At 68.1% G+C, this 16,790-nt stretch carries 18 protein-coding genes; 11 read left to right on the forward strand and 7 right to left on the reverse strand.

Annotation, left to right across the window (positions count from 1 at the left end):
• The 4 genes from BM066_RS14960 to BM066_RS14975 all read right to left on the reverse strand — a co-directional run bounded on the left by BM066_RS14960 (nt 1) and on the right by BM066_RS14975 (nt 4,784).
• Nucleotides 1–225 carry a hypothetical protein gene (locus tag BM066_RS14960; protein ID WP_089929204.1) on the reverse strand — a complete coding sequence of 75 codons (225 nt, stop codon included), beginning with the start codon at nt 223–225 and terminating at the stop codon, nt 1–3.
• Between the two features lie 316 nt (nt 226–541).
• Complete coding sequence (locus BM066_RS14965) at nt 542–2,194, reverse strand: adenylate/guanylate cyclase domain-containing protein (RefSeq protein WP_255367601.1); 1,653 nt, start codon at nt 2,192–2,194, stop codon at nt 542–544.
• A gap of 131 nt (nt 2,195–2,325) precedes the next feature.
• Nucleotides 2,326–2,724, reverse strand: coding sequence for a hypothetical protein (locus BM066_RS14970; protein WP_177218465.1), 399 nt, complete (start codon nt 2,722–2,724; stop codon nt 2,326–2,328).
• Nucleotides 2,721–4,784 carry a toll/interleukin-1 receptor domain-containing protein gene (locus tag BM066_RS14975; protein WP_089929211.1) on the reverse strand — a complete coding sequence of 688 codons (2,064 nt, stop codon included), beginning with the start codon at nt 4,782–4,784 and terminating at the stop codon, nt 2,721–2,723. Before BM066_RS14975 ends, BM066_RS14970 begins: the two co-directional genes overlap by 4 nt.
• A gap of 36 nt (nt 4,785–4,820) precedes the next feature.
• Between BM066_RS14975 and BM066_RS14980 the strand changes: the two genes are divergently transcribed.
• The 7 genes from BM066_RS14980 to BM066_RS15010 all read left to right on the forward strand — a co-directional run bounded on the left by BM066_RS14980 (nt 4,821) and on the right by BM066_RS15010 (nt 12,690).
• Complete coding sequence (locus BM066_RS14980; RefSeq protein WP_218150912.1) at nt 4,821–5,570, forward strand: Crp/Fnr family transcriptional regulator; 750 nt, start codon at nt 4,821–4,823, stop codon at nt 5,568–5,570.
• 168 nt (nt 5,571–5,738) lie between these two features.
• A complete protein-coding gene (locus tag BM066_RS14985) occupies nt 5,739–5,921 on the forward strand; it encodes a hypothetical protein (RefSeq protein WP_143093743.1) in 183 nt (60 codons plus the stop codon).
• A gap of 114 nt (nt 5,922–6,035) precedes the next feature.
• On the forward strand, nt 6,036–8,294 hold the full coding sequence (locus BM066_RS14990) for a TonB-dependent receptor (RefSeq protein WP_089929216.1): 2,259 nt from the start codon (nt 6,036–6,038) through the stop codon (nt 8,292–8,294).
• The gene (locus BM066_RS14995; protein WP_089929218.1) at nt 8,291–9,478 is read left to right on the forward strand and encodes an MFS transporter; all 1,188 of its coding nucleotides are present in this window, start codon (nt 8,291–8,293) and stop codon (nt 9,476–9,478) included. Before BM066_RS14990 ends, BM066_RS14995 begins: the two co-directional genes overlap by 4 nt.
• A 79-nt stretch (nt 9,479–9,557) precedes the next feature.
• Nucleotides 9,558–10,256 (forward strand): TetR/AcrR family transcriptional regulator, encoded by a 699-nt coding sequence (locus tag BM066_RS15000; protein ID WP_089929220.1) that lies wholly within the window; start codon nt 9,558–9,560, stop codon nt 10,254–10,256.
• Complete coding sequence (locus BM066_RS15005; RefSeq protein WP_089929223.1) at nt 10,253–11,527, forward strand: D-arabinono-1,4-lactone oxidase; 1,275 nt, start codon at nt 10,253–10,255, stop codon at nt 11,525–11,527. Before BM066_RS15000 ends, BM066_RS15005 begins: the two co-directional genes overlap by 4 nt.
• A gap of 11 nt (nt 11,528–11,538) precedes the next feature.
• Nucleotides 11,539–12,690: a DSD1 family PLP-dependent enzyme gene (locus tag BM066_RS15010; protein ID WP_089929225.1), complete on the forward strand. Its 1,152-nt coding sequence runs from the start codon at nt 11,539–11,541 to the stop codon at nt 12,688–12,690.
• Between the two features lie 12 nt (nt 12,691–12,702).
• Here the strand turns inward: BM066_RS15010 and BM066_RS15015 are convergent, their stop codons facing one another.
• On the reverse strand, nt 12,703–13,320 hold the full coding sequence (locus BM066_RS15015) for a flavin reductase family protein (protein ID WP_089929227.1): 618 nt from the start codon (nt 13,318–13,320) through the stop codon (nt 12,703–12,705).
• A gap of 356 nt (nt 13,321–13,676) precedes the next feature.
• Between BM066_RS15015 and BM066_RS15020 the strand changes: the two genes are divergently transcribed.
• Nucleotides 13,677–14,345, forward strand: a complete 669-nt coding sequence (locus tag BM066_RS15020; RefSeq protein ID WP_089929229.1) for a response regulator — start codon at nt 13,677–13,679, stop codon at nt 14,343–14,345.
• A 228-nt stretch (nt 14,346–14,573) separates the two neighbouring features.
• Here the strand turns inward: BM066_RS15020 and BM066_RS15025 are convergent, their stop codons facing one another.
• Nucleotides 14,574–14,903 (reverse strand): hypothetical protein, encoded by a 330-nt coding sequence (locus BM066_RS15025; RefSeq protein WP_089929232.1) that lies wholly within the window; start codon nt 14,901–14,903, stop codon nt 14,574–14,576.
• Nucleotides 14,904–15,406: 503 nt separating this feature from the next.
• Between BM066_RS15025 and BM066_RS15030 the strand changes: the two genes are divergently transcribed.
• From BM066_RS15030 to BM066_RS15040, 3 genes are read left to right on the forward strand one after another with little or no spacing between them, the layout of a single operon-like run.
• A complete protein-coding gene (locus BM066_RS15030) occupies nt 15,407–15,658 on the forward strand; it encodes a hypothetical protein (RefSeq protein WP_255367602.1) in 252 nt (83 codons plus the stop codon).
• Nucleotides 15,655–15,837: a hypothetical protein gene (locus BM066_RS15035; protein WP_089929234.1), complete on the forward strand. Its 183-nt coding sequence runs from the start codon at nt 15,655–15,657 to the stop codon at nt 15,835–15,837. Before BM066_RS15030 ends, BM066_RS15035 begins: the two co-directional genes overlap by 4 nt.
• A 1-nt stretch (nt 15,838) precedes the next feature.
• Nucleotides 15,839–16,039, forward strand: a complete 201-nt coding sequence (locus BM066_RS15040; protein ID WP_089929236.1) for a hypothetical protein — start codon at nt 15,839–15,841, stop codon at nt 16,037–16,039.
• A 55-nt stretch (nt 16,040–16,094) separates the two neighbouring features.
• Here BM066_RS15040 and BM066_RS15045 read toward each other — a convergent pair whose 3' ends face one another.
• On the reverse strand, nt 16,095–16,787 hold the full coding sequence (locus BM066_RS15045) for a response regulator (protein ID WP_089929239.1): 693 nt from the start codon (nt 16,785–16,787) through the stop codon (nt 16,095–16,097).
• Between the last annotated feature and the right edge of the window lie 3 nt (nt 16,788–16,790).

The raw sequence follows: 16,790 nt of genomic DNA on the forward strand, positions 1-16,790 counted from the left end.
CTAGGCGACGACATGGATCTTGCGCTCACAGTCGCGGATCGCCGACTTCGCGAAGCCCACGACCATCTCGGTCACGCGGGTGAGATCGTTTTCGGCGACGCCGTGATCGCGAGCCCAGATCTTGACGGCGTGCTTGAGAATGCTCGCGGCGGGATCAGAGGCGAACGCGCCGGAAAATTCATCGGCGATAGGACGTTCGTTGAAGACAGCTGCGTCGAGAGACATGGCGAGGTTCCTGATGCAACGTGGGGATCGCGCTGGATCGTCGGCGCGACGTCGGAAAGCGTTCGGCAAGTCGGACCCGACCGATGGGGATGGCCGGGTCCGAGAGGCCGCTTAAACGGTCCGCGGTGACGGGCCGAGTGCGGTGTGGATCGTGACGACGCTCCAACCAAGGCGATTGACTGGGATATCCCGCGGCCGCCTGGGCTGTGGTCGTCGCAACCTACGCGTCGAAACATGTCGGAGGGACCGCCGCGTCGAATGTGCGGATCTGCACATCGCCGGAAATAAAGGTTTCTTAGCGCGCCGGACGGCGCGATCAGGCCCGCGTCAGGTTGAAGATCGGGGTCGCCGGGAAGCCCTTGCGCCCTTGGGTGCGCCCGACATAGCCGCAGCGCACGCGGTCGCCGTGCAAGGTCGCCAGTGCTCCGGCCAGAGCCTCGCTGACGCAGGCCGAGCCTGGAGCGACGTCGGGCTCGATACGCGCGGCGACCACCACGTGGGCGCCGATCACCGCTGGGGCCTTGGTCAGCGGATTGGCGCCCAGGTGCACCGGCCCGTAGTGCCCGCCGATCCGCAGGCCCAGGCCCCGCGGCAGGCCCAGGGCCCGAAGATCCAGGGCGCGATGGGCCTCCTGCAGGGCCAAGGCGGCGACGGCGGCCTCGATCGGATGGTCGAAGACCAGGAACAGGCCGTCCCCCCAGGTTTCGACGTGCCGCGGACCGGCGTCCAGGCCCTCGACGACCTTGGCCATCCGGCCCATCACCGTCTCGAAGAAGGCCGGGATTTGGTCGTCGCGCAAGGATCCGAAGCCCTTCACGTCGGCGAACAGCATGGCCTTCGTCGCTCGGGAGGCGGAGATGTCGGCGCCTGGTCGGGAGACTGGAGGCGGTGGTGGACGACGCACCGGGATGACCTCTTGCCGGCGGCCGCCCTTGGCCCAATAGGCCAGATCCACCGCTACGCCAGCCGGTCCAAGGGCCGCGTGGCCGTCCCAGACCGCGACCTGGATCGCCTCGGTCGCCAGGGTCTGGGCGCGCAGCACCGCGCAGCCCATGGCGATCTGGCTGGCGTAGGCGAACACCTGCTCGTCGCCGACATAGGGATCCTGCGAAGCGTAGCGCACGGATGCGGCCTGGGCGAAGCAGCGCTCGAAGCGCTCGACCCAGTTGGTCCCGAAGGGCGCGACCGACACGGCGACGAAGGACTCCAGGTTCACCGGCAGGACTAGGTGCAGTTCGGCGCCGGCTTCCAGCAAGGCCTCGGCGAAGACGATGTCGGCGCCGGCGGCCAGGCCGCCGTAGGCGAAGCCGATCCCCTGCTCCCGCACCAGGCGGTCCGCCTCGCCGCGCAGGCTGCTGTCCAATCCGCCGCTCAATCCTCCGCTCAGGGCGCCCTCGCGGGAGGCGTCCAGGATGTGGCCGGTGAAATGAGCGCAAACCGGCGGCCGGAAGGCGGCCAGCCAGGTTGGATCGACACCGGTCTCGCGGCACAGCATCTCCAGCTGGCGCAGGGTCGAGGCGTGGGCCGCGAAAGCCCGGGGCGCACGTGCCAGAGCCTCCACCATTGTCGCGCGCGCGGCGTCCAGCTCGCCGGTCAGGAACCACGCCTCGGCCCGGCTGGCGGCCTCGTAATAGGCCGCCTCCCCGGTCAATCCCGGCGGTGGCGGACTCCTCAGAGCCGCCGCCGCCAAGGCCTGACCGCCCGCTCGATCTCCCGCAACGAGCGTCATGGTCGCGGCGTTGACCGCGCCGTAGAGGCCGCCGAACCGTTGGAAGAGCGCGTGGTAGCGCCGCGTGGAGGCCCTGGCGAAGGCCGTGCGGCGCGGTCCGCGCGCGGCCAGGGCGACATCCTTTAGGAGGCGCGCGCCCAGGGCGATGGCGTCGGGATCGTCGTCGACCCGGTCCAGCCCCAGGCGGACATATTCAGCCCGCGCGAAATCGACAGCCCCGGCCCGCGCCAAGCAAAGCACGGCCTGATACGCGATCCTCAGCGAGGTCTCGCCCGCCCCCAGGGCGGCGCGGGCGAGATCATAGGCGGCGAGGATCTCGCCGCGCTGGATCAGCGCGGCGATCTTGTCCTCGTCGAAGGCTGTCGCCTCGATCAGGGCACCCTGCCCCCGCCGTTTTCGATCTTTGGATCCAGAATGATGTTCTGTTTGTGCGAGTCGGTCATGAACAGGCTGTAGATGTATTCACCAACCCGCTTGTCTTCATAGGTGATCGTGAAGCACGTGAAGGGCTTCTGCGGCACGTCGTAAAGAAATTCGATCCAGGTATAGCTGGAGAAGTTAATCCCGAAGTCGTCCGTGAAGATGATCGGGCGCTTCTGGAACGTCCAGCCGACGCCGATGAGGTCGTCGCTCAGCCGGAAGACCAATCGGCTCGGCGTGTCGAGTTTCAGCGACAGCGGAACCGGATTATCGGGATCGAGAACGTTCATGAAGTTGACGTTGTCGGCGATGCCGACGACCAATTCGACGATCGGTAGTGACTCTGTCATGTGAAACCCCCTTGGACAGTGGCGCCAGCTAGAGGCGACTCTCGCCAGAATGCAAGGAAGCCGGGATAGGCATAGCCCTGTTTTCTCAGGTCCTTCACGATCGTCTGGGCCTGGTCGCGTTGTCCCTGGGCCAGATACGCGCGCGCAAGAATGTCGAGGCTGGTCGAAGACAGGGATCGGCGGCGCGGTGACAAGGCCGAGATCGCCGCCGCCGGCTGCCCCGCCGCCAGGTGGGCCGCGCCATAGAGGGCCGCGCGCTCGGCCGCCGTTTCACGCGATCCCGACGTGCGGTCCAGCCGATCCAGCAGCGCCAGAGCCAAGCTTCGCGCGCCTGCCGGATCGCCGCCGAGCCGCGCCAGGGTGATCGCCTGCACGTCCAGCCGCCCGTCAAGATCGATGCGCCAGGTCCGGGCCTCGTCACCGGTCCGGAGTCCGGCCAGGGTAGTGGCGGCCTGGGCGTGGGCCGCGCGCGCCTGCGTCAACCCGGCTGACCAGGCGGCGAAGTCCGCCGCGTCCAGTTGGCCGATCAGCAAGTATTCGCGCCAGCGAGCGTTCGTCGGGTCCAGGGCCGCCAATTCGCGCAGCCCGTTCAGGGCATGGGCCGAGCGCGCTGCGCCTTGGGTGACCTGGCCCAGATCCAACTCCAGCCGCGCCAGGGCCAATTGGGCGGCCAGGTTGCGGGCGGCCAGCGGCTTGTCGGTCGGCGCCTTCGCCGAGGCGGCCGCCAACAGGGATGCCGCGCCCTCGCGCTCGGCATAGGCTTCGCGGGGGCGTCCCAGCTTGGCCAGGGAATCGGCCACCCAGGCGTGGGCGTCCACCGCGTCGACCAGACGGTCCTGGTCGTCCGGCGCCCGGATCCGTTCGGCCTCAAACCCGGCCAGGGCGGCGCGGAAGGTGGTCAGCGCCTCTTCCGCCCGGCCCTGCTCCAGCAGCAGGGTGCCGAGATTGCTTTTGGCATAAGCGACCTCCAGCCTCCAGTCGGCGCGGGACGGATCCAGCCTCACGAGCGTCTGGGCCAGCTCGCCATAGCGCTTGAAACCCTGTTCGGCGCCAGCGGTGTCGCCCTGGCGCCATTGCATATAGGCTAGCCAGTAGACGTTCTGGGCCTCGTCGAAGATCCGCTCGCCGTTGTCGGGCGCGCGGGCGGCCAGTTCATGCGTGGTGGATGCGGCCTGGCCGAAGGCGTCGCGGGCGCCGGACAGGTCGCCGCGTTGCTCCCGGATCGTGCCCAGCAGCGTCTGGGCCTTGGCCCGCTGGGCCAGCGCCCTGTCGTCCAGCTGATCCGTGCGCGCTTTGCCATAGTAAGCCAGCACCTTAGCGCTCACGCCGTCCAGGACGTCCAACCGTCCCACCGGCTCCAGCTGTTCGCGCAGGTCGCCCAACATGTAGGCCACCAGGGCCTCGGTCTCGTCGCGCTGGTTGCGGGCGATCTGCCGCGACTTCAGCGTGGCGACAGTCATCGCGCCCATGGCGAGGGTCACGACCACGGCCACGGCGGTGAAGGCGGCCATCAGGCGCATGCCGCGGCGGGCGTCGCGCTGGACCAATTGGTCGAGGCGAACGTCCAGCAGCCGGGCGGCGATCTTCAGCCGCGCCAAGCGCAGTCCGTCAGCGTCGCGCCGCGGATCCACGGCCAGGGGTTCAACGCCCGTCGGCAAGGCCGCCCGCAAGGCCGGCGGCAACACCTCGGCCAGCGGCGCGCCCTTCGGCGTCGTGGGCGCGATCACGCAGATGACCTGGCCAAGACCGTGGTCCTCCAGGAAGTAGGCCGCCTCCTGGTCCACCCAGCGCGAGACGGCCGAGGCCGGGGAGCAGAGCACGATCAGGGCGTCGGAGCGGTCCAGCGCGTCACGGATCACCCCGCCTAGATCGGGCGAGGCGCTCAGCTCGTCGCGGTCGCGGAAGATCGGCGTCAGCCGCCGCGTCGACATCTCGCCGCTGGTCGTGGCCAGGCGGCGGGGCGCGCGATAGGTCTCCAGGACGCGATGCAGCCATTCGGCGGCTTTGCGGTCCTGGTGGCTATAGCTGATAAAGGCCCGGTAGCGCGGTCGGCTGTCCATTCGTCGTCCCCAATCGACTGTGCAGGAGCGTTCTCGATGGCCGTGATTCCTCCCCCGCCCCCGCTCGCTCCGAGCCATACGCCGATCGCGTCGTCGCCTGAAGGCGACTATCGCGCCAACCGGCTGTTTCGTCACATGGCGCGCGACGAGATCGAGGCCCTGGCGCCGCAGATCGAGCACCTTCACTATGGCAAGGGCGAACTGATCGTCCAACGGCTGGATGAGAGCGGCGGCGTTCATCTGCTGCTCAAGGGCGCGCTGCTGGCCAACCAGTACGCCCGGTCGGGCCGCGAAATCGGCTATCGGCGCATCTCGGCGGGCGGTTATTTCGGCGAGATCTCGGCCATCGACGGATTGCCCCGCTCGGTGAACATCGTGGCGCTGGAGGACGTGCGCGTCGCCCGCCTGCCCCAGATCCTGGTTCAAAGTCTGTTCGAGCAGTCACCGCGCTTCATGCGGGCGATCCTGGAGGACCTGGCGAACCTGACGCGCGCCCTCACCGACCGATTGTTCGAGCTGAACGCCGTCTCGGTGGCCTGCCGGGTCGACATCGAGCTGTTGCGCATGGCGGCGTCGGCGGGCGGAGACGGCCGCGAAGCCGTCATCCAGCCCTGCCCCACCCACGCCGAGTTGGCGGTGCTGGTGGGGAGCCAGCGCGAGCCGGTGACGCGGGAGCTGAACCGCTTGGCCGGTCTGGGGATCGTCTCCCAGACCGGTCGCACCTTGCGGATTCTCGACCTGCCGGCCCTGGCCGACGAGATCGAACGCATAGGTGGCGAGGTTTAGCCGCCATCGGCCGAAACCCGCATCGGGCGCCCTCGTGGCCGGACGGCGTCTTGGGCGATAGACTGCCGCCGCGAGGAGCTTCACGCCGCGACCCCTTCAGCGGGCCGCATCGACGTCCACCACCACGTCAATCCGCTGGTCGTGGCCAAGGCCATGGAACGATATGGCGTGACCAGGGTCGGCGACGCCGCCCTGCCCCGCTGGAGCCCGCGGACCTCGCTCCGCGTCATGGACCTCTATGGCATCCAGACCGCCGTCGCCTCGCTGTCGGCCCGCCGCGCCGTCGGCGGGCGGCTAGGTCGGCTCGAACCCTGGGCCGCCAAGCTCGAAGTTCGAGCGATGAGGCGCTGAAGAGGCGTCGGTTCGTGATGGTTTCATCGGTCGAACGCGGCTCCACGAACGTCGCTTGCCAAAATGATAGCTTTAGCTACTGTAATCCTCATAAAACAGCGACGGGGGTATGGAATGCGAAAGCTCCAAGTGCTCGCGGGCGTCGCCGGGGCGGCGATGATGGCGGCGGCGGGACAGGCCGCCGCCCAGGAGGCGACCGCGCTCGACGAGATCGTCGTCACCGCCCAGAAGCGATCGGAAAACCTGCAGGACGTGCCGGTCTCGGTGACTGCCCTGACCGCCGACCAGCTCAAGGACCAGCGCGTGGGCGACGTGCTGGCCTTGTCGGGCCTGTCGCCGGGCCTGCAGATCAAGACCGACGACAACGCCGCCAACCCGCGAATCTTCATCCGCGGCATCGGGGTCAACGACTTCAACCCCAGCACGGCCAGTGCGGTCGGGGTCTATGTCGACGGGGTCTATGTCGCCTCGCCCCTGGCCCAGATGGCTGGCTTCTACGACCTGCAGCAGGTGGAGGTGCTGCGCGGGCCGCAGGGCACGCTCTACGGCCGCAACACCACCGGCGGCGCGATCAACGTCACCACGAAGAAGCCCAGTGATACGCCCGAAGGCGACCTGGCCGTCGACTACGGCCGGTTCAACGCGCTGAATGTCCAGGGCGGCTTCGGCGGCCCGATCGCCGACACCCTGGCCTTCCGGATCGCCGGCCTCTACGACAAGAGCGACGGCTACACGCTCAATCGCCTGACCGGCAACAAGGGCAACGACGCCGACCGCAAGGCCGTGCGCGGCGCCCTGCGCTGGACGCCCGACGACAAGCTGGCCGTCGACGTCTCGGCCAGCTACAGCAACTCCAGCGGCGGCTCGATCCTGACCTACAATCGCTCCCTGGTCGCCCAGACAGCCGAGGCGGCCAGCACCGTCGATCCCGATCCGACCTTCGGCTACAGCTTCTGCAAGCCGGCCTACTACACCTCGGGCCAGTGCACGAACGTCGCCGGCTACGCCAACACCAGCAGCAACAAGTACGAGGGCGACTACCGCTTCGAGGGCAAGGACATCGTCAAGCTGTTCGGGGCGACCAGCGCCGTCAGCTACGATTTCGGCGGGGTCACGCTCTATTCGATCACCGGCTACCAGCGGGCCAGGCGCGACGACTACGAAGAGACCGACGCCAATCCGATCTCGATCTTCGACGCGCGTTACGTCGCCGAGCAGGACACCACCAGCCAGGAGCTGCGCTTGCAGTCAAACGGCGCGACCGCCCTGCGCTGGGTCGCCGGCCTCTACGCCGCCCGCGACAACCTGGACAACGACAGCCACTACAACGTGCTGGAAGTGCTGCGCGTCCCCGATCCGGTCAACAATCCGACCGGCATGGACCCGGCCAACAGCGTCGGCGTGTTCGGCTGGCCCTTGCACCAAAAGACCATCAGCTACGCGGCCTTCGGTCAGGTCGACTACGACCTGACGCCGAAGCTGACCTTGACCGGCGGCCTGCGCTGGTCGCAGGACAAGAAGACCTTCCACTATGTCAGCGACGTCGACTACGGCCTGCTGACCCTGTTCGAATACGACAACCAGAAGACCTTCAGCTCGATCTCGGGCCGGGTGGGCCTACGCTACGCGATCAGCGACGACGCCAACGTTTATGCGACCTACAATCGCGGAACCAAGAGCGGCGGCTTCTTCAGCGGCCAGACCACCGATCCGGCCGACCTGGGCCCCTATCGCGACGAGACCGTCAACGCCTACGAGGTGGGCGCCAAGAGCGAGTTCCTGGACCGTCGCCTGCGGGTGAACGTCTCGGCTTTCTACTACGATTACAAGGACCTGCAGGTCTATACGGTGATCCAGCGCAACGGCTTGCCGGTGCAGCTGTTCACCAACGCCTCCAAGGCTCGGGTCTATGGCGGCGAGGCCGAGATCGAGGCGCGACCAACGGCGGGCCTGTCCCTGACCCTGGGCGCGTCGCTGCTCAACGCCGAGTACAAGGACTTCCAGTCGCTGGGCGACGACTATTCGGGCAACACCCTGCCCTCGGCCCCCAAGGCCAGCCTGAACGGCGCGGCGCGCTACGAGCATCCGCTGGGGGCGGGAAACCTGATCACCCAGCTGGACTTCACCTACCGCGGCAAGGTCTATTACGACACGGCCAACACCGAACGGCTCAGCGACAAGGCCCGGGCCTATGTCAACGGCCAGGTGGGCTGGGCCTTCGCCGATGGGCGCTATGAACTGGGCGTGTGGGGCAAGAACCTGGCCGACACCACCAACATCTCCGACATCACGCCGATCGCCGCCTTCGGCTTCGACGTGTTCAGCATGGGCCCGCCGCGCACCTACGGCGTCTATTTCCGGGCGAAATATTGAGCGCGGTCGAGATCCCCGCTTCCGACTCGCCGGCGACGGTCGCGGGCGCCTGGATCGGCGCGCCGCCCCGCCTGGTCCAGCGCTTGACGGTGTTCTGGATTGGCCTGGTTGGGGTGCTGTTTCCCGGGGTCGGGCCCCTGCTGCTGGGCGGTCTCGAGGCGGCCGGCCGCCTGACCGCCAACCAGCTGGGCCTAGCCGGCATGGCCGAGCTGGTGGCGATGGGGATCGGGGCGGCGGTCGTCGGCCCGCTGTTCGGCGAGCGTCGGCTGCGGCTGGCGGCGATCACCTGCGGCTTGGCGCTGGCGGCGCTGGACGTGGCCACCACCCGCGCCTCTGGCGACTTGCTGATCCTGGCGCGCGCCGTGGCGGGCCTTCCGGCCGGTGCGATGATCTGGGTGATTACCGGCATGATCGTCCGTTCGCCGCGTCCGGAGCGCTGGGCGGGTCTCTACCTGACCATCCAGACCCTGCTGCAGTTGGGCGTGGTCAGCGCGATCGGCGCCTTCGTCGTGGGGCCGTTCGGCCCGGACGGCGGTTTCGTGGTGCTGGCCGCCCTCGCCGTCTCCGCCGCCGTGGCCGGCCTGGCCATACCGGCCGTTTATACGCCGCTGGTCGAGACGCAGGATAATCCCAAGGGCCTGCCGAGCCCGCGCGGCTGGATCGCCCTGGCCGCCGTCTTCTGCTTCCAGGCCTTCATCCTGGCGGTCTGGATCTACGCTGAGCCCCTGTCGCGCCAGGCCGGACATCCGGCCGGCGTCGCCAGCGCCGCCTTCGCGGTGTCTCTGGCCGCCCAGGTGGCGGGCGGGGCGGCGGCCACGGCGTTGGCGGGGCGGTTGTCGTGGTTCTGGTCGCTGGCGGTCGCCGTGGTCCTGGCGATCGGCGCCCTGTTCGTGATGGCCAGCCTGCCGTCGGCGGCGGTGTTCCTGGCGGCGTCGGGCGTGTTCGGCTTCGTCTGGCTGTTCGCCTCGCCCTATCTGACGCCCTTGGCGATCGAGGCCGATCCCAGCCGTCGGGCCGCCCTGCTGGGGCCCGGCGCCAGCCTGCTGGGGTGCGGCGCCGGCCCCCTGCTGGCTTCGTTCGTGGTCAGCGGCGTCGACGTGCGGCCGGCGGCGTGGCTGGGCGTGGGCCTGGCCCTGGTCGCCCTGGTGATCGTCGCCTTCCTGCACCTGACAAGGTCGCGCTAAGGTGGCGGAGTGATTGGTTTTTTCCTCGAAGCGTTCTAGTCCAGGCGAACTTGCCAGACCGGCTTGAAGGAGAGACCGCATGCCGAAGGCGACGGCCAGGAAGACCGCCGGCCCCGACATTGCGCTGGACGCCAAGCTGCAGCCGACCCAGGCCCGCGGACAGGACACCTATGAGGTCGTCCTGGCCACGGCCGGCGAGATGCTGGGCGAGATCGGCTTTGAACAGCTGACCACCAACGCCATCTGCAAGCGCGCCGGCCTGACTCCTCCGGCCCTCTACCGCTACTTCCCCAACAAGTACGCGATCCTCAAGGCGCTGGGCGACCGGCTGATGAAGGCCCAGGACGACCGGGTCTTCGCCTGGATCGAGAGCGGCGGGCTGGAGGGCGAGACGGCCGCCGAGCGCATCGACAAGAACGTGGTCATGCTGACCGAGATGATCGAGATGACCCGCCAGTTCCCCGGCGGGGCGGCGATCGGTCGGGCCCTGCGCGCCGTGCCCATGCTGCAGCAGTTGCGCTTCGCCTCGCGCGACATGGTCGCCGGCCAGTTCGCCGAGATCCTGAAGGCGCGCTATCCGGGCGCGCCGGAAGGTCGGGTCCGGCTGGCCATGCGGATGATGGTCGAACTAGTCTATTCGGCCACCGAAATGGCCGTTGAGGAGCCGGACCAGGACGCCCTGGCCCTGAGCCGCGAGGTCTGCCTGCTGTTCGAGCGCTATTTCGACACTTTCGGCGATCCATCGCTGGTTCCCTGGCCAACGGAGAGAGGCCGATGACGGGATGGAGCAACTGGTCGGGCAGCGTCGCGGCCTCCCCTCGCCGGATCGCCAAGCCGCGTGACGCCGCCGAACTGGCCGCGCTGGTGAGCCAGGCCCATAAGGTCCGCGTGGTCGGCGCCGGCCATTCGTTCATGCCGCTGTGCGAAACCGACGACCTACTGCTGAACCTGTCCGACTACGAGGGCGCGATCGAGGTCGCGGTCGATCGCAAGACCGCCTGGGCTCCCGCTGGCTGGAGCCTCAAGCGGCTGACGGCGGCCTTGTGGGAAAAGGGCCTGTCGCTGATCAACCAGGGCGACATCGATCCCCAGTCCCTGGCCGGCGCCATCTCGACCGGCACGCATGGCACGGGCGCCGAGCTGGGCAGCCTCTCGACCCAGGCTTGCGGCTTTCGGCTGATGACCGCCGACGGCGCGATCGTCGAGTGCGGTCCCGATCAGAATCTGGAGCTCTTTCAGGCCCAGCGCCTGTCGCTGGGGCTGCTGGGCGTCGCCGTCCAGATCCGCATCTACGTCGTTCCCGCCTACCACCTGGAGGAGCGGGTCGAGCGCCGCCCCCTGGCCGAGGTCGCCGAACGCCTGGACGAACTGGCCGCCGCCACGCGCCACATGGAGTTCTTCGTCTTCCCCTATTCGGACGAGGTGATCTTCAAGACCCTGCAACTGGTCGAGGCCGAGGCGCCCGCCCGGCCGGCTAAGGAGATCGGTGAGGATAGCGAAGCCACCTTCAAGGCGATCTGCGATCTCTGCGCCGCGGTTCCGATCCTCACGCCGTCGCTGCAGCGCCTGATGATGCGCATGATGGGCAAGGCGAGCCGCCGGGTCGGCCCTGCCTATACGATCTTCCCTTCCGAGCGGAACGTCCGGTTCGAGGAGATGGAGTACGAACTGCCGCGCGCCGCCGGCCTGCCGACCCTGAAGGCGGCCATGGCCCATATCCGCAAGCGCCGCCTGCCGATCACCTTCCCGTTCGAGTTCCGCCTGGCGGCCGGCGACGATATCTGGATGAGCCCGTTCAACGCTGGTCCCGGCGCCTCGATCTCGTTCCACCAGTACGCCAGGATGCCTTGGCGGCCGGCCTTCGCCGAGATGGAGGCGGTGCTGCGCGACGGCGCGGGCCGCCCGCACTGGGCCAAGCGCCACACCCTGACCGCGGCCGACGTCCACCGACTGTATCCGCGCGCCGGCGACTTCGTGGCGGCCTGCAAGGCCTGGGACCCGGCCGGCAAGTTCGCCAATGCTCACCTGACCCAACTTTTCGGCCTCTGACGGGAACCGCCATGACCGACCAAGACCTGCACGCCAGCCTGATCGGCGCCCAAGGCTCGCGCCGCGACCTCAACACCCCGGTGCTGGTGATCGACCGCCCGGCCCTGGAGCGCAACATTGCTCGCATGGCGCAATTCGCGGCGGCCAAGGGCGTCAAGCTGCGGCCCCACGCCAAGACCCACAAGAGCGTCGACATCGCCAAGCTGCAGGTCGCCGCCGGGGCCGTGGGCCTGTGCTGCGCCAAGATCGGCGAGGCCGAGGTCCTGGCCGATGGCGGGGTGACGACTGGCCTGCTGATCACGTCGCCGGTCGTCTCGGCCCCCGCCATCGCCCGGCTGATCGCCCTGAACGGCAAGACCACCGACCTGATGGCGGTCGTCGATCATCCTGCCAATGTCGTGGCCCTAGGCGCGGCCGCCGCAGCGGCCGGCAAGCCGCTGAAGGTGGTTATCGATCTCGATCCCGGCATCCACCGCACCGGCGTCGCCTCGCCCGAGGCGGCGGTCGCGCTGCTGGCGGCGATCCGAGCTCAGCCAGGCCTGACCTATGCCGGTCTGCAGTGCTATTGCGGCATGCAGCAGCACATCGAGGGCTTCGCCGACCGCAAGGCCAATCTGGAGGATCGCGGCGCCTATATCCGCTCGGTGGTCTACGCCCTGACCGCCGCCGGCGGCCCGCCGCCGATCGTCTCGGGCTCGGGCACCGGCTCGCACCGGATCGACGCCGAGCTGGGGATCTTCACCGAGTTTCAGGTCGGCTCCTACGTGTTCATGGACGGCCAATACCTGGTTTGCGACATCGCCGGCGACGGGGCGGATCAAAGCCCCTACGAGGCCGCCCTGCTGATCGACGCGCGGGTGGTCAGCGCCAACACGCTGGGCATGGTCACGGTCGACGCTGGCTTCAAGGCCCTGTCGACCGACGCCGAACCGCCCCAGGTGCTGGGCGGTGCGCCGGACGGGTCGCGCTACTTCTTCATGGGCGACGAGCACGGGGCGATCCTGCCGCCGCCCGGAACGACGCCGCCCGGCCTCGACGACCGGGTGATCCTGGGCGCGCCGCACTGCGATCCGACCGTGAACCTCTACGACACCTATCACGTGGTCGATGGTGACACCCTAGTGGCGCTGTGGCCGGTGTCGGCGCGGGGACGTTCGCGCTAGATGGCTGAAGGCTCAGCTCGGCCGGAACATCTGGAACTTCTCCGCCTCGTCGACGCCGAAATAGTCGCCCGCCCCGCCGCCGCGCAGGATCGGCTCGGCGGCGACGGTGTCGTAGACGCCGTCGACCAGCAACGCCTGATCGATATGGACCATCACCACCTCGCCCAGGGTCAGCCAGGCGTCGACCGGCGCGCCCTCGATGTTGGTCAGGCGGATCATCTGGGTCAGGCGGCATTCAAACGCCACGGGACTTTCGGCGACGCGTGGGGCCGCGACCCGTTGCGAGGGCGCCGCAGTCAGGCCGGCCAGGGCGAACTCGTCGACATGGTCGGGAACGATCGCCGAGGTGGCGTTCACAGCCTGGGCCAGCGGCCGCGTCGCCAGGTTCCAGACGAACTGACCTGTCTGCTCGACATTGCGTACCGAATCCTTCCAGCCGGTGCTGCAGAAGCCGATGATCGGCGGCTTGTAGTTGAAGAGATTGAAGAAGCTGTAGGGCGCGAGGTTGCGGACGCCCGCGGCGTCGACCGTCGAGATCCAGCCGATCGGCCGGGGCGCGACGATGGCGTTCAGCGGGTCGTGCCGCAGGCCATGGCCGGCCTTGGGGTCGTAGGAATGAATCGCGGTCATGGAGGTCTCGCTTAGCGGGGACCCGTCATAGGGTGACGGGCCGCGATCCGCCAGCCGCCGGAACGGGTCTGGTCGGCTCGCGTCTCGGACCGGGTCGACAGCTCCGCCAGGATCGGCGTCGTGGTCCACGCGGCCGTTGGAGCTATGGTCTTGAGTGAGCCGCCTAGCGCGGACTAAAGCAAATGGCTTAGGTCGTCGCCGCACCATGATCTCGTTCGACGGCGTACGGGCGTCGCGCCGCACGACTAGAAGTTCGCAGATGGAGTATTTCTCAACCTTGCGCGGAAAATTCAGCAAACGTTTCACTTAAAGGCGGACAATCATAGTGTGCGCTACCCTTGGAGCGAGAATCAAAGATGCCCTTGCCTAGCGCACCGACCATTCTGCTCGCCGACGATCATTCGATCGTACGAGCAGGACTGCGCGAGGCGCTGGAGTCCCAGCCGGGCTGGACCATCTGCGGCGAGGCCTCCAACGGCCGCGACGCGATCCGCCTGGCCAAGGAACTGGTTCCGGACGTCATGATCCTCGACATCAGCATGCCCGACCTGAGCGGCGTGATCGTCGCCCGCGACGTCCGCAAGCTGAAGATCCCCACCGAACTGCTGATCTTCACCATGCACGACAGCGAGCAGTTGGTGCGCGAGGTGTTCAGCGCCGGCGCGCGGGGCTTCGTGCTGAAGTCGGCCTCGACCGACATCATCATCGCCGCCGTCGCCTCGCTCTTGAACCACAAGCCCTACTTCTGCCCAGGTATCACCGACGCCGTGCTGCGCGGCTACCTCTCACCCGGCGGGGCGGGGCTGGGCGAAGTCATCGAAGGGGCCGAGACCCTGACCACGCGCGAGCTGCTGATCGTCCAGCTGCTGGCCGAGTCTCGCAGCAACAAGGCCATCGCCGCGATGCTCGACATCAGCGTCAAGACCGTCGAGAGCCACCGCGGCAACATCATGCGCAAGCTCGGCGCCCATTCGCTGGCCGACATCGTGCGGTACGCCATCCGCAACAAGCTGATCGAGGCCTAGCCTCCCGGTTGGGGGGGAGAGCCGGCCCGACACATGCGTCGGGACATGTGGGCCGGCTCTCGGCCCGCGACCACGGGCGCGCTCTTGGGGGGTGAGCGGTCCGCGGCTTGCCAAGGGAAATCGGGGGTGACGCCTTGGCGAGCGAGCGGCGCCAGATTGCGGCCGCGACGCCCCGGGCGCCATCGGGTCAAACCCTAGGTTGGCGCGAGAAAACCCTTACGGCCACGATCAGGCTAGGTGAGCCGAATTCTTGATCGCGCTCGCGGCGGCGGCCTGCTTCTGGCGAGCGCGCTCGATGGCGTCGTCCAGCAGCCTCAGGAACTCGGTCTGCATCTGTATCGACTCGACGTCCGTGGCCCTCACCCCGTCCAAGGTCGACTGCCGGATTTCCTCGAGTTGCTCAAGCGACAGCGCCGCGCAAAGGCGGAGGCTGAGGAACTGAAGCGCGGCCACTCGGATCTCAAGATTTGTCATCGGCATGTCGCTGCGAAAACAAGGTGTGAGCAGATACGGACGGGTGGCGCCGTCGGATGTGGCCGACAAGGCAACCATAGCCATCAAGTTCAAGCGGCGCCACGGCTGAACTCCCCGCAGGCGAATCCCACGGCGGCGCCAGGATAGAACGGACGAAACGCTGTTTGGCCCGTTTCAATTGTTAACTAGTGCAAATGACGGGCTGATGGAAAAAGGCCGAAAACCGAGCATTCGTGAAATTCGCCAAGCCCTCGAACCCGCGGCGCGCGTGTGCTCGAACGCCATTTTCGCTCAGCGCGGAGCCTGCGCTAGGGGCAGAGCAAAGCGTGATGTGTTTCTTCAGGGCCGTCCACCGTTATCCCGGCGTCCGGTCCGGCCTGAAATCGGGCAAATCCCTTTTCCGGCCAGGAAAAACGACCCACATGGCGAGACGCGATCCAGCTTTGGCCGGGGTCGTGAGCGATTGGCACGGCCTAGGAAGCTCCGAAATCCCAAAACCGCCGGAGCTATTGAGGCGCGGGTGCGCTATGATGGAGGCGTCGGTGATCGCCCCGCGCCACGCGGGATCGCCGGCCTGAAAGGACCTCATGTCCGACCGACCGGACGCCCGTCAGACGACGCGCTGGACCGCCCTGCTCGACCTTATCGGCATCCACCAGATCACGGCGCAGGAAATCCGCGCGGAGACCCTGTTCCTGGGGAGCCGTCATCAGGGGCGGATCATCGAAGGCGCGCGCCTGGAGCTCAAGGCGCCGGAACTCTCCGCCTATCGCGCCGCGCTGCTGCGGGCCGTGATCCGCGCGGCGCCCGCAACGGAAACCACGGGAGCCGATCAATGACCGACGAAGACGCCCAGGCCCTGCGCCGGGAAAACGACTACCTCAAGCGCCGCAACGCCCAGCTGCAGGACGACGTCACCAGCCTGGGCGGCCAGGTGTTGCGCCTGCAGCAGGAACTGGAACGGGTGAGCGGCCGGCGCGTCATGAGCCCGCCCGATCCGCTGTCGGGCGGCCAGTAGGATGGGGCTTACACCAGGCCAACTCGCGGCGTTGAAGAACCTGGCGCGCAAGAAGGCCGGCGAGGCGGTCGACTGGATCAACATCGCCGACGCCCGGGGGCTGACCGATCTGGGCCTGGCGGAACGCAACGGCGGCGGCTGGGTGATAACGACCGACGGGCTGAGCGCCCTGGCAAGCCATGAAGGCAAGGGTGTCGATTAACTCCGCAGCCCCTTGAAGTTTCGACGTTATCGGCGTCGTGCTTAATACAGCCTCTTCAGTCGCCGATGAAGCGGTAGCCGATCCCCGGTTCGGTCAGGATCATCGTCGGGGTCGACGGATCGGCCTCCAGCTTCTGGCGCAGCTGGCCGACGAACACCCGCAGGTACTGGGTGTCGTGGGCGTGGGCCGGGCCCCAGACGGCGGTCAGCAGGTCCTTGTGGGTCAGCACCTTGCCCCGGGCCTGGGCCAGGCGGGCCAGGACGTCGTATTCGCGGGGCGAGACCTTCACCACCATGCCGTCGCGGGTCACCAGGTGCTTTTCCAGGTCGATCTCGACCGTTCCGGCCCGGATCGGCTCGACGGGACCTTGCGCGGCGCCGCGCTGGCGGAGCGCCACGCGAAGACGCGCCAGCAACTCCCCGACTCCGAATGGCTTTTCCACATAGTCGTTGGCGCCCAGGTCCAGCGCCTGGATCTTCTCGGCCTCCCGGTCGCGGGCCGACAGGATGACGATCGGGCCGTCATAGAAGGCGCGGGCCTTCTCCAGCACCGCCTTGCCGTCCATGTCGGGCAGGCCCAGGTCCAGCACCACGGCGTCGGGCGACCACAGGGCGATGCCGCGCAGGCCCTCCTGGCCGCTGTCGGCGCGCAGGGGCTCGTAGCCGGCAGCGTCCATAGCCGGACCTAGGAACCGGTGGATCTGCGGCTCGTCGTCGATGATCAGGATGCGTTGGCGGACAGGGCTCATGAC

Origin of the sequence: Caulobacter sp. UNC279MFTsu5.1, assembly GCF_900114015.1 — a bacterium.
In the GTDB taxonomy this organism is placed as follows: Bacteria; Pseudomonadota; Alphaproteobacteria; order Caulobacterales; family Caulobacteraceae; genus Caulobacter.

Excerpts from the sequence above, each read along its gene's own strand:
- BM066_RS14960 (WP_089929204.1), bottom strand. The coding sequence starts at position 225 with ATGTCTCTCGACGCAGCTGTCTTCAACGAACGTCCTATCGCCGATGAA.
- BM066_RS14970 (WP_177218465.1), bottom strand. The coding sequence starts at position 2,724 with ATGACAGAGTCACTACCGATCGTCGAATTGGTCGTCGGCATCGCCGAC.
- BM066_RS14975 (WP_089929211.1), bottom strand. The coding sequence starts at position 4,784 with ATGGACAGCCGACCGCGCTACCGGGCCTTTATCAGCTATAGCCACCAG.
- BM066_RS14980 (WP_218150912.1), top strand. The coding sequence starts at position 4,821 with ATGGCCGTGATTCCTCCCCCGCCCCCGCTCGCTCCGAGCCATACGCCG.
- BM066_RS14990 (WP_089929216.1), top strand. The coding sequence starts at position 6,036 with ATGCGAAAGCTCCAAGTGCTCGCGGGCGTCGCCGGGGCGGCGATGATG.
- BM066_RS15000 (WP_089929220.1), top strand. The coding sequence starts at position 9,558 with ATGCCGAAGGCGACGGCCAGGAAGACCGCCGGCCCCGACATTGCGCTG.
- BM066_RS15005 (WP_089929223.1), top strand. The coding sequence starts at position 10,253 with ATGACGGGATGGAGCAACTGGTCGGGCAGCGTCGCGGCCTCCCCTCGC.
- BM066_RS15010 (WP_089929225.1), top strand. The coding sequence starts at position 11,539 with ATGACCGACCAAGACCTGCACGCCAGCCTGATCGGCGCCCAAGGCTCG.
- BM066_RS15015 (WP_089929227.1), bottom strand. The coding sequence starts at position 13,320 with ATGACCGCGATTCATTCCTACGACCCCAAGGCCGGCCATGGCCTGCGG.
- BM066_RS15020 (WP_089929229.1), top strand. The coding sequence starts at position 13,677 with ATGCCCTTGCCTAGCGCACCGACCATTCTGCTCGCCGACGATCATTCG.
- BM066_RS15025 (WP_089929232.1), bottom strand. The coding sequence starts at position 14,903 with ATGGCTATGGTTGCCTTGTCGGCCACATCCGACGGCGCCACCCGTCCG.
- BM066_RS15030 (WP_255367602.1), top strand. The coding sequence starts at position 15,407 with ATGTCCGACCGACCGGACGCCCGTCAGACGACGCGCTGGACCGCCCTG.
- BM066_RS15035 (WP_089929234.1), top strand. The coding sequence starts at position 15,655 with ATGACCGACGAAGACGCCCAGGCCCTGCGCCGGGAAAACGACTACCTC.
- BM066_RS15040 (WP_089929236.1), top strand. The coding sequence starts at position 15,839 with ATGGGGCTTACACCAGGCCAACTCGCGGCGTTGAAGAACCTGGCGCGC.
- BM066_RS15045 (WP_089929239.1), bottom strand. The coding sequence starts at position 16,787 with ATGAGCCCTGTCCGCCAACGCATCCTGATCATCGACGACGAGCCGCAG.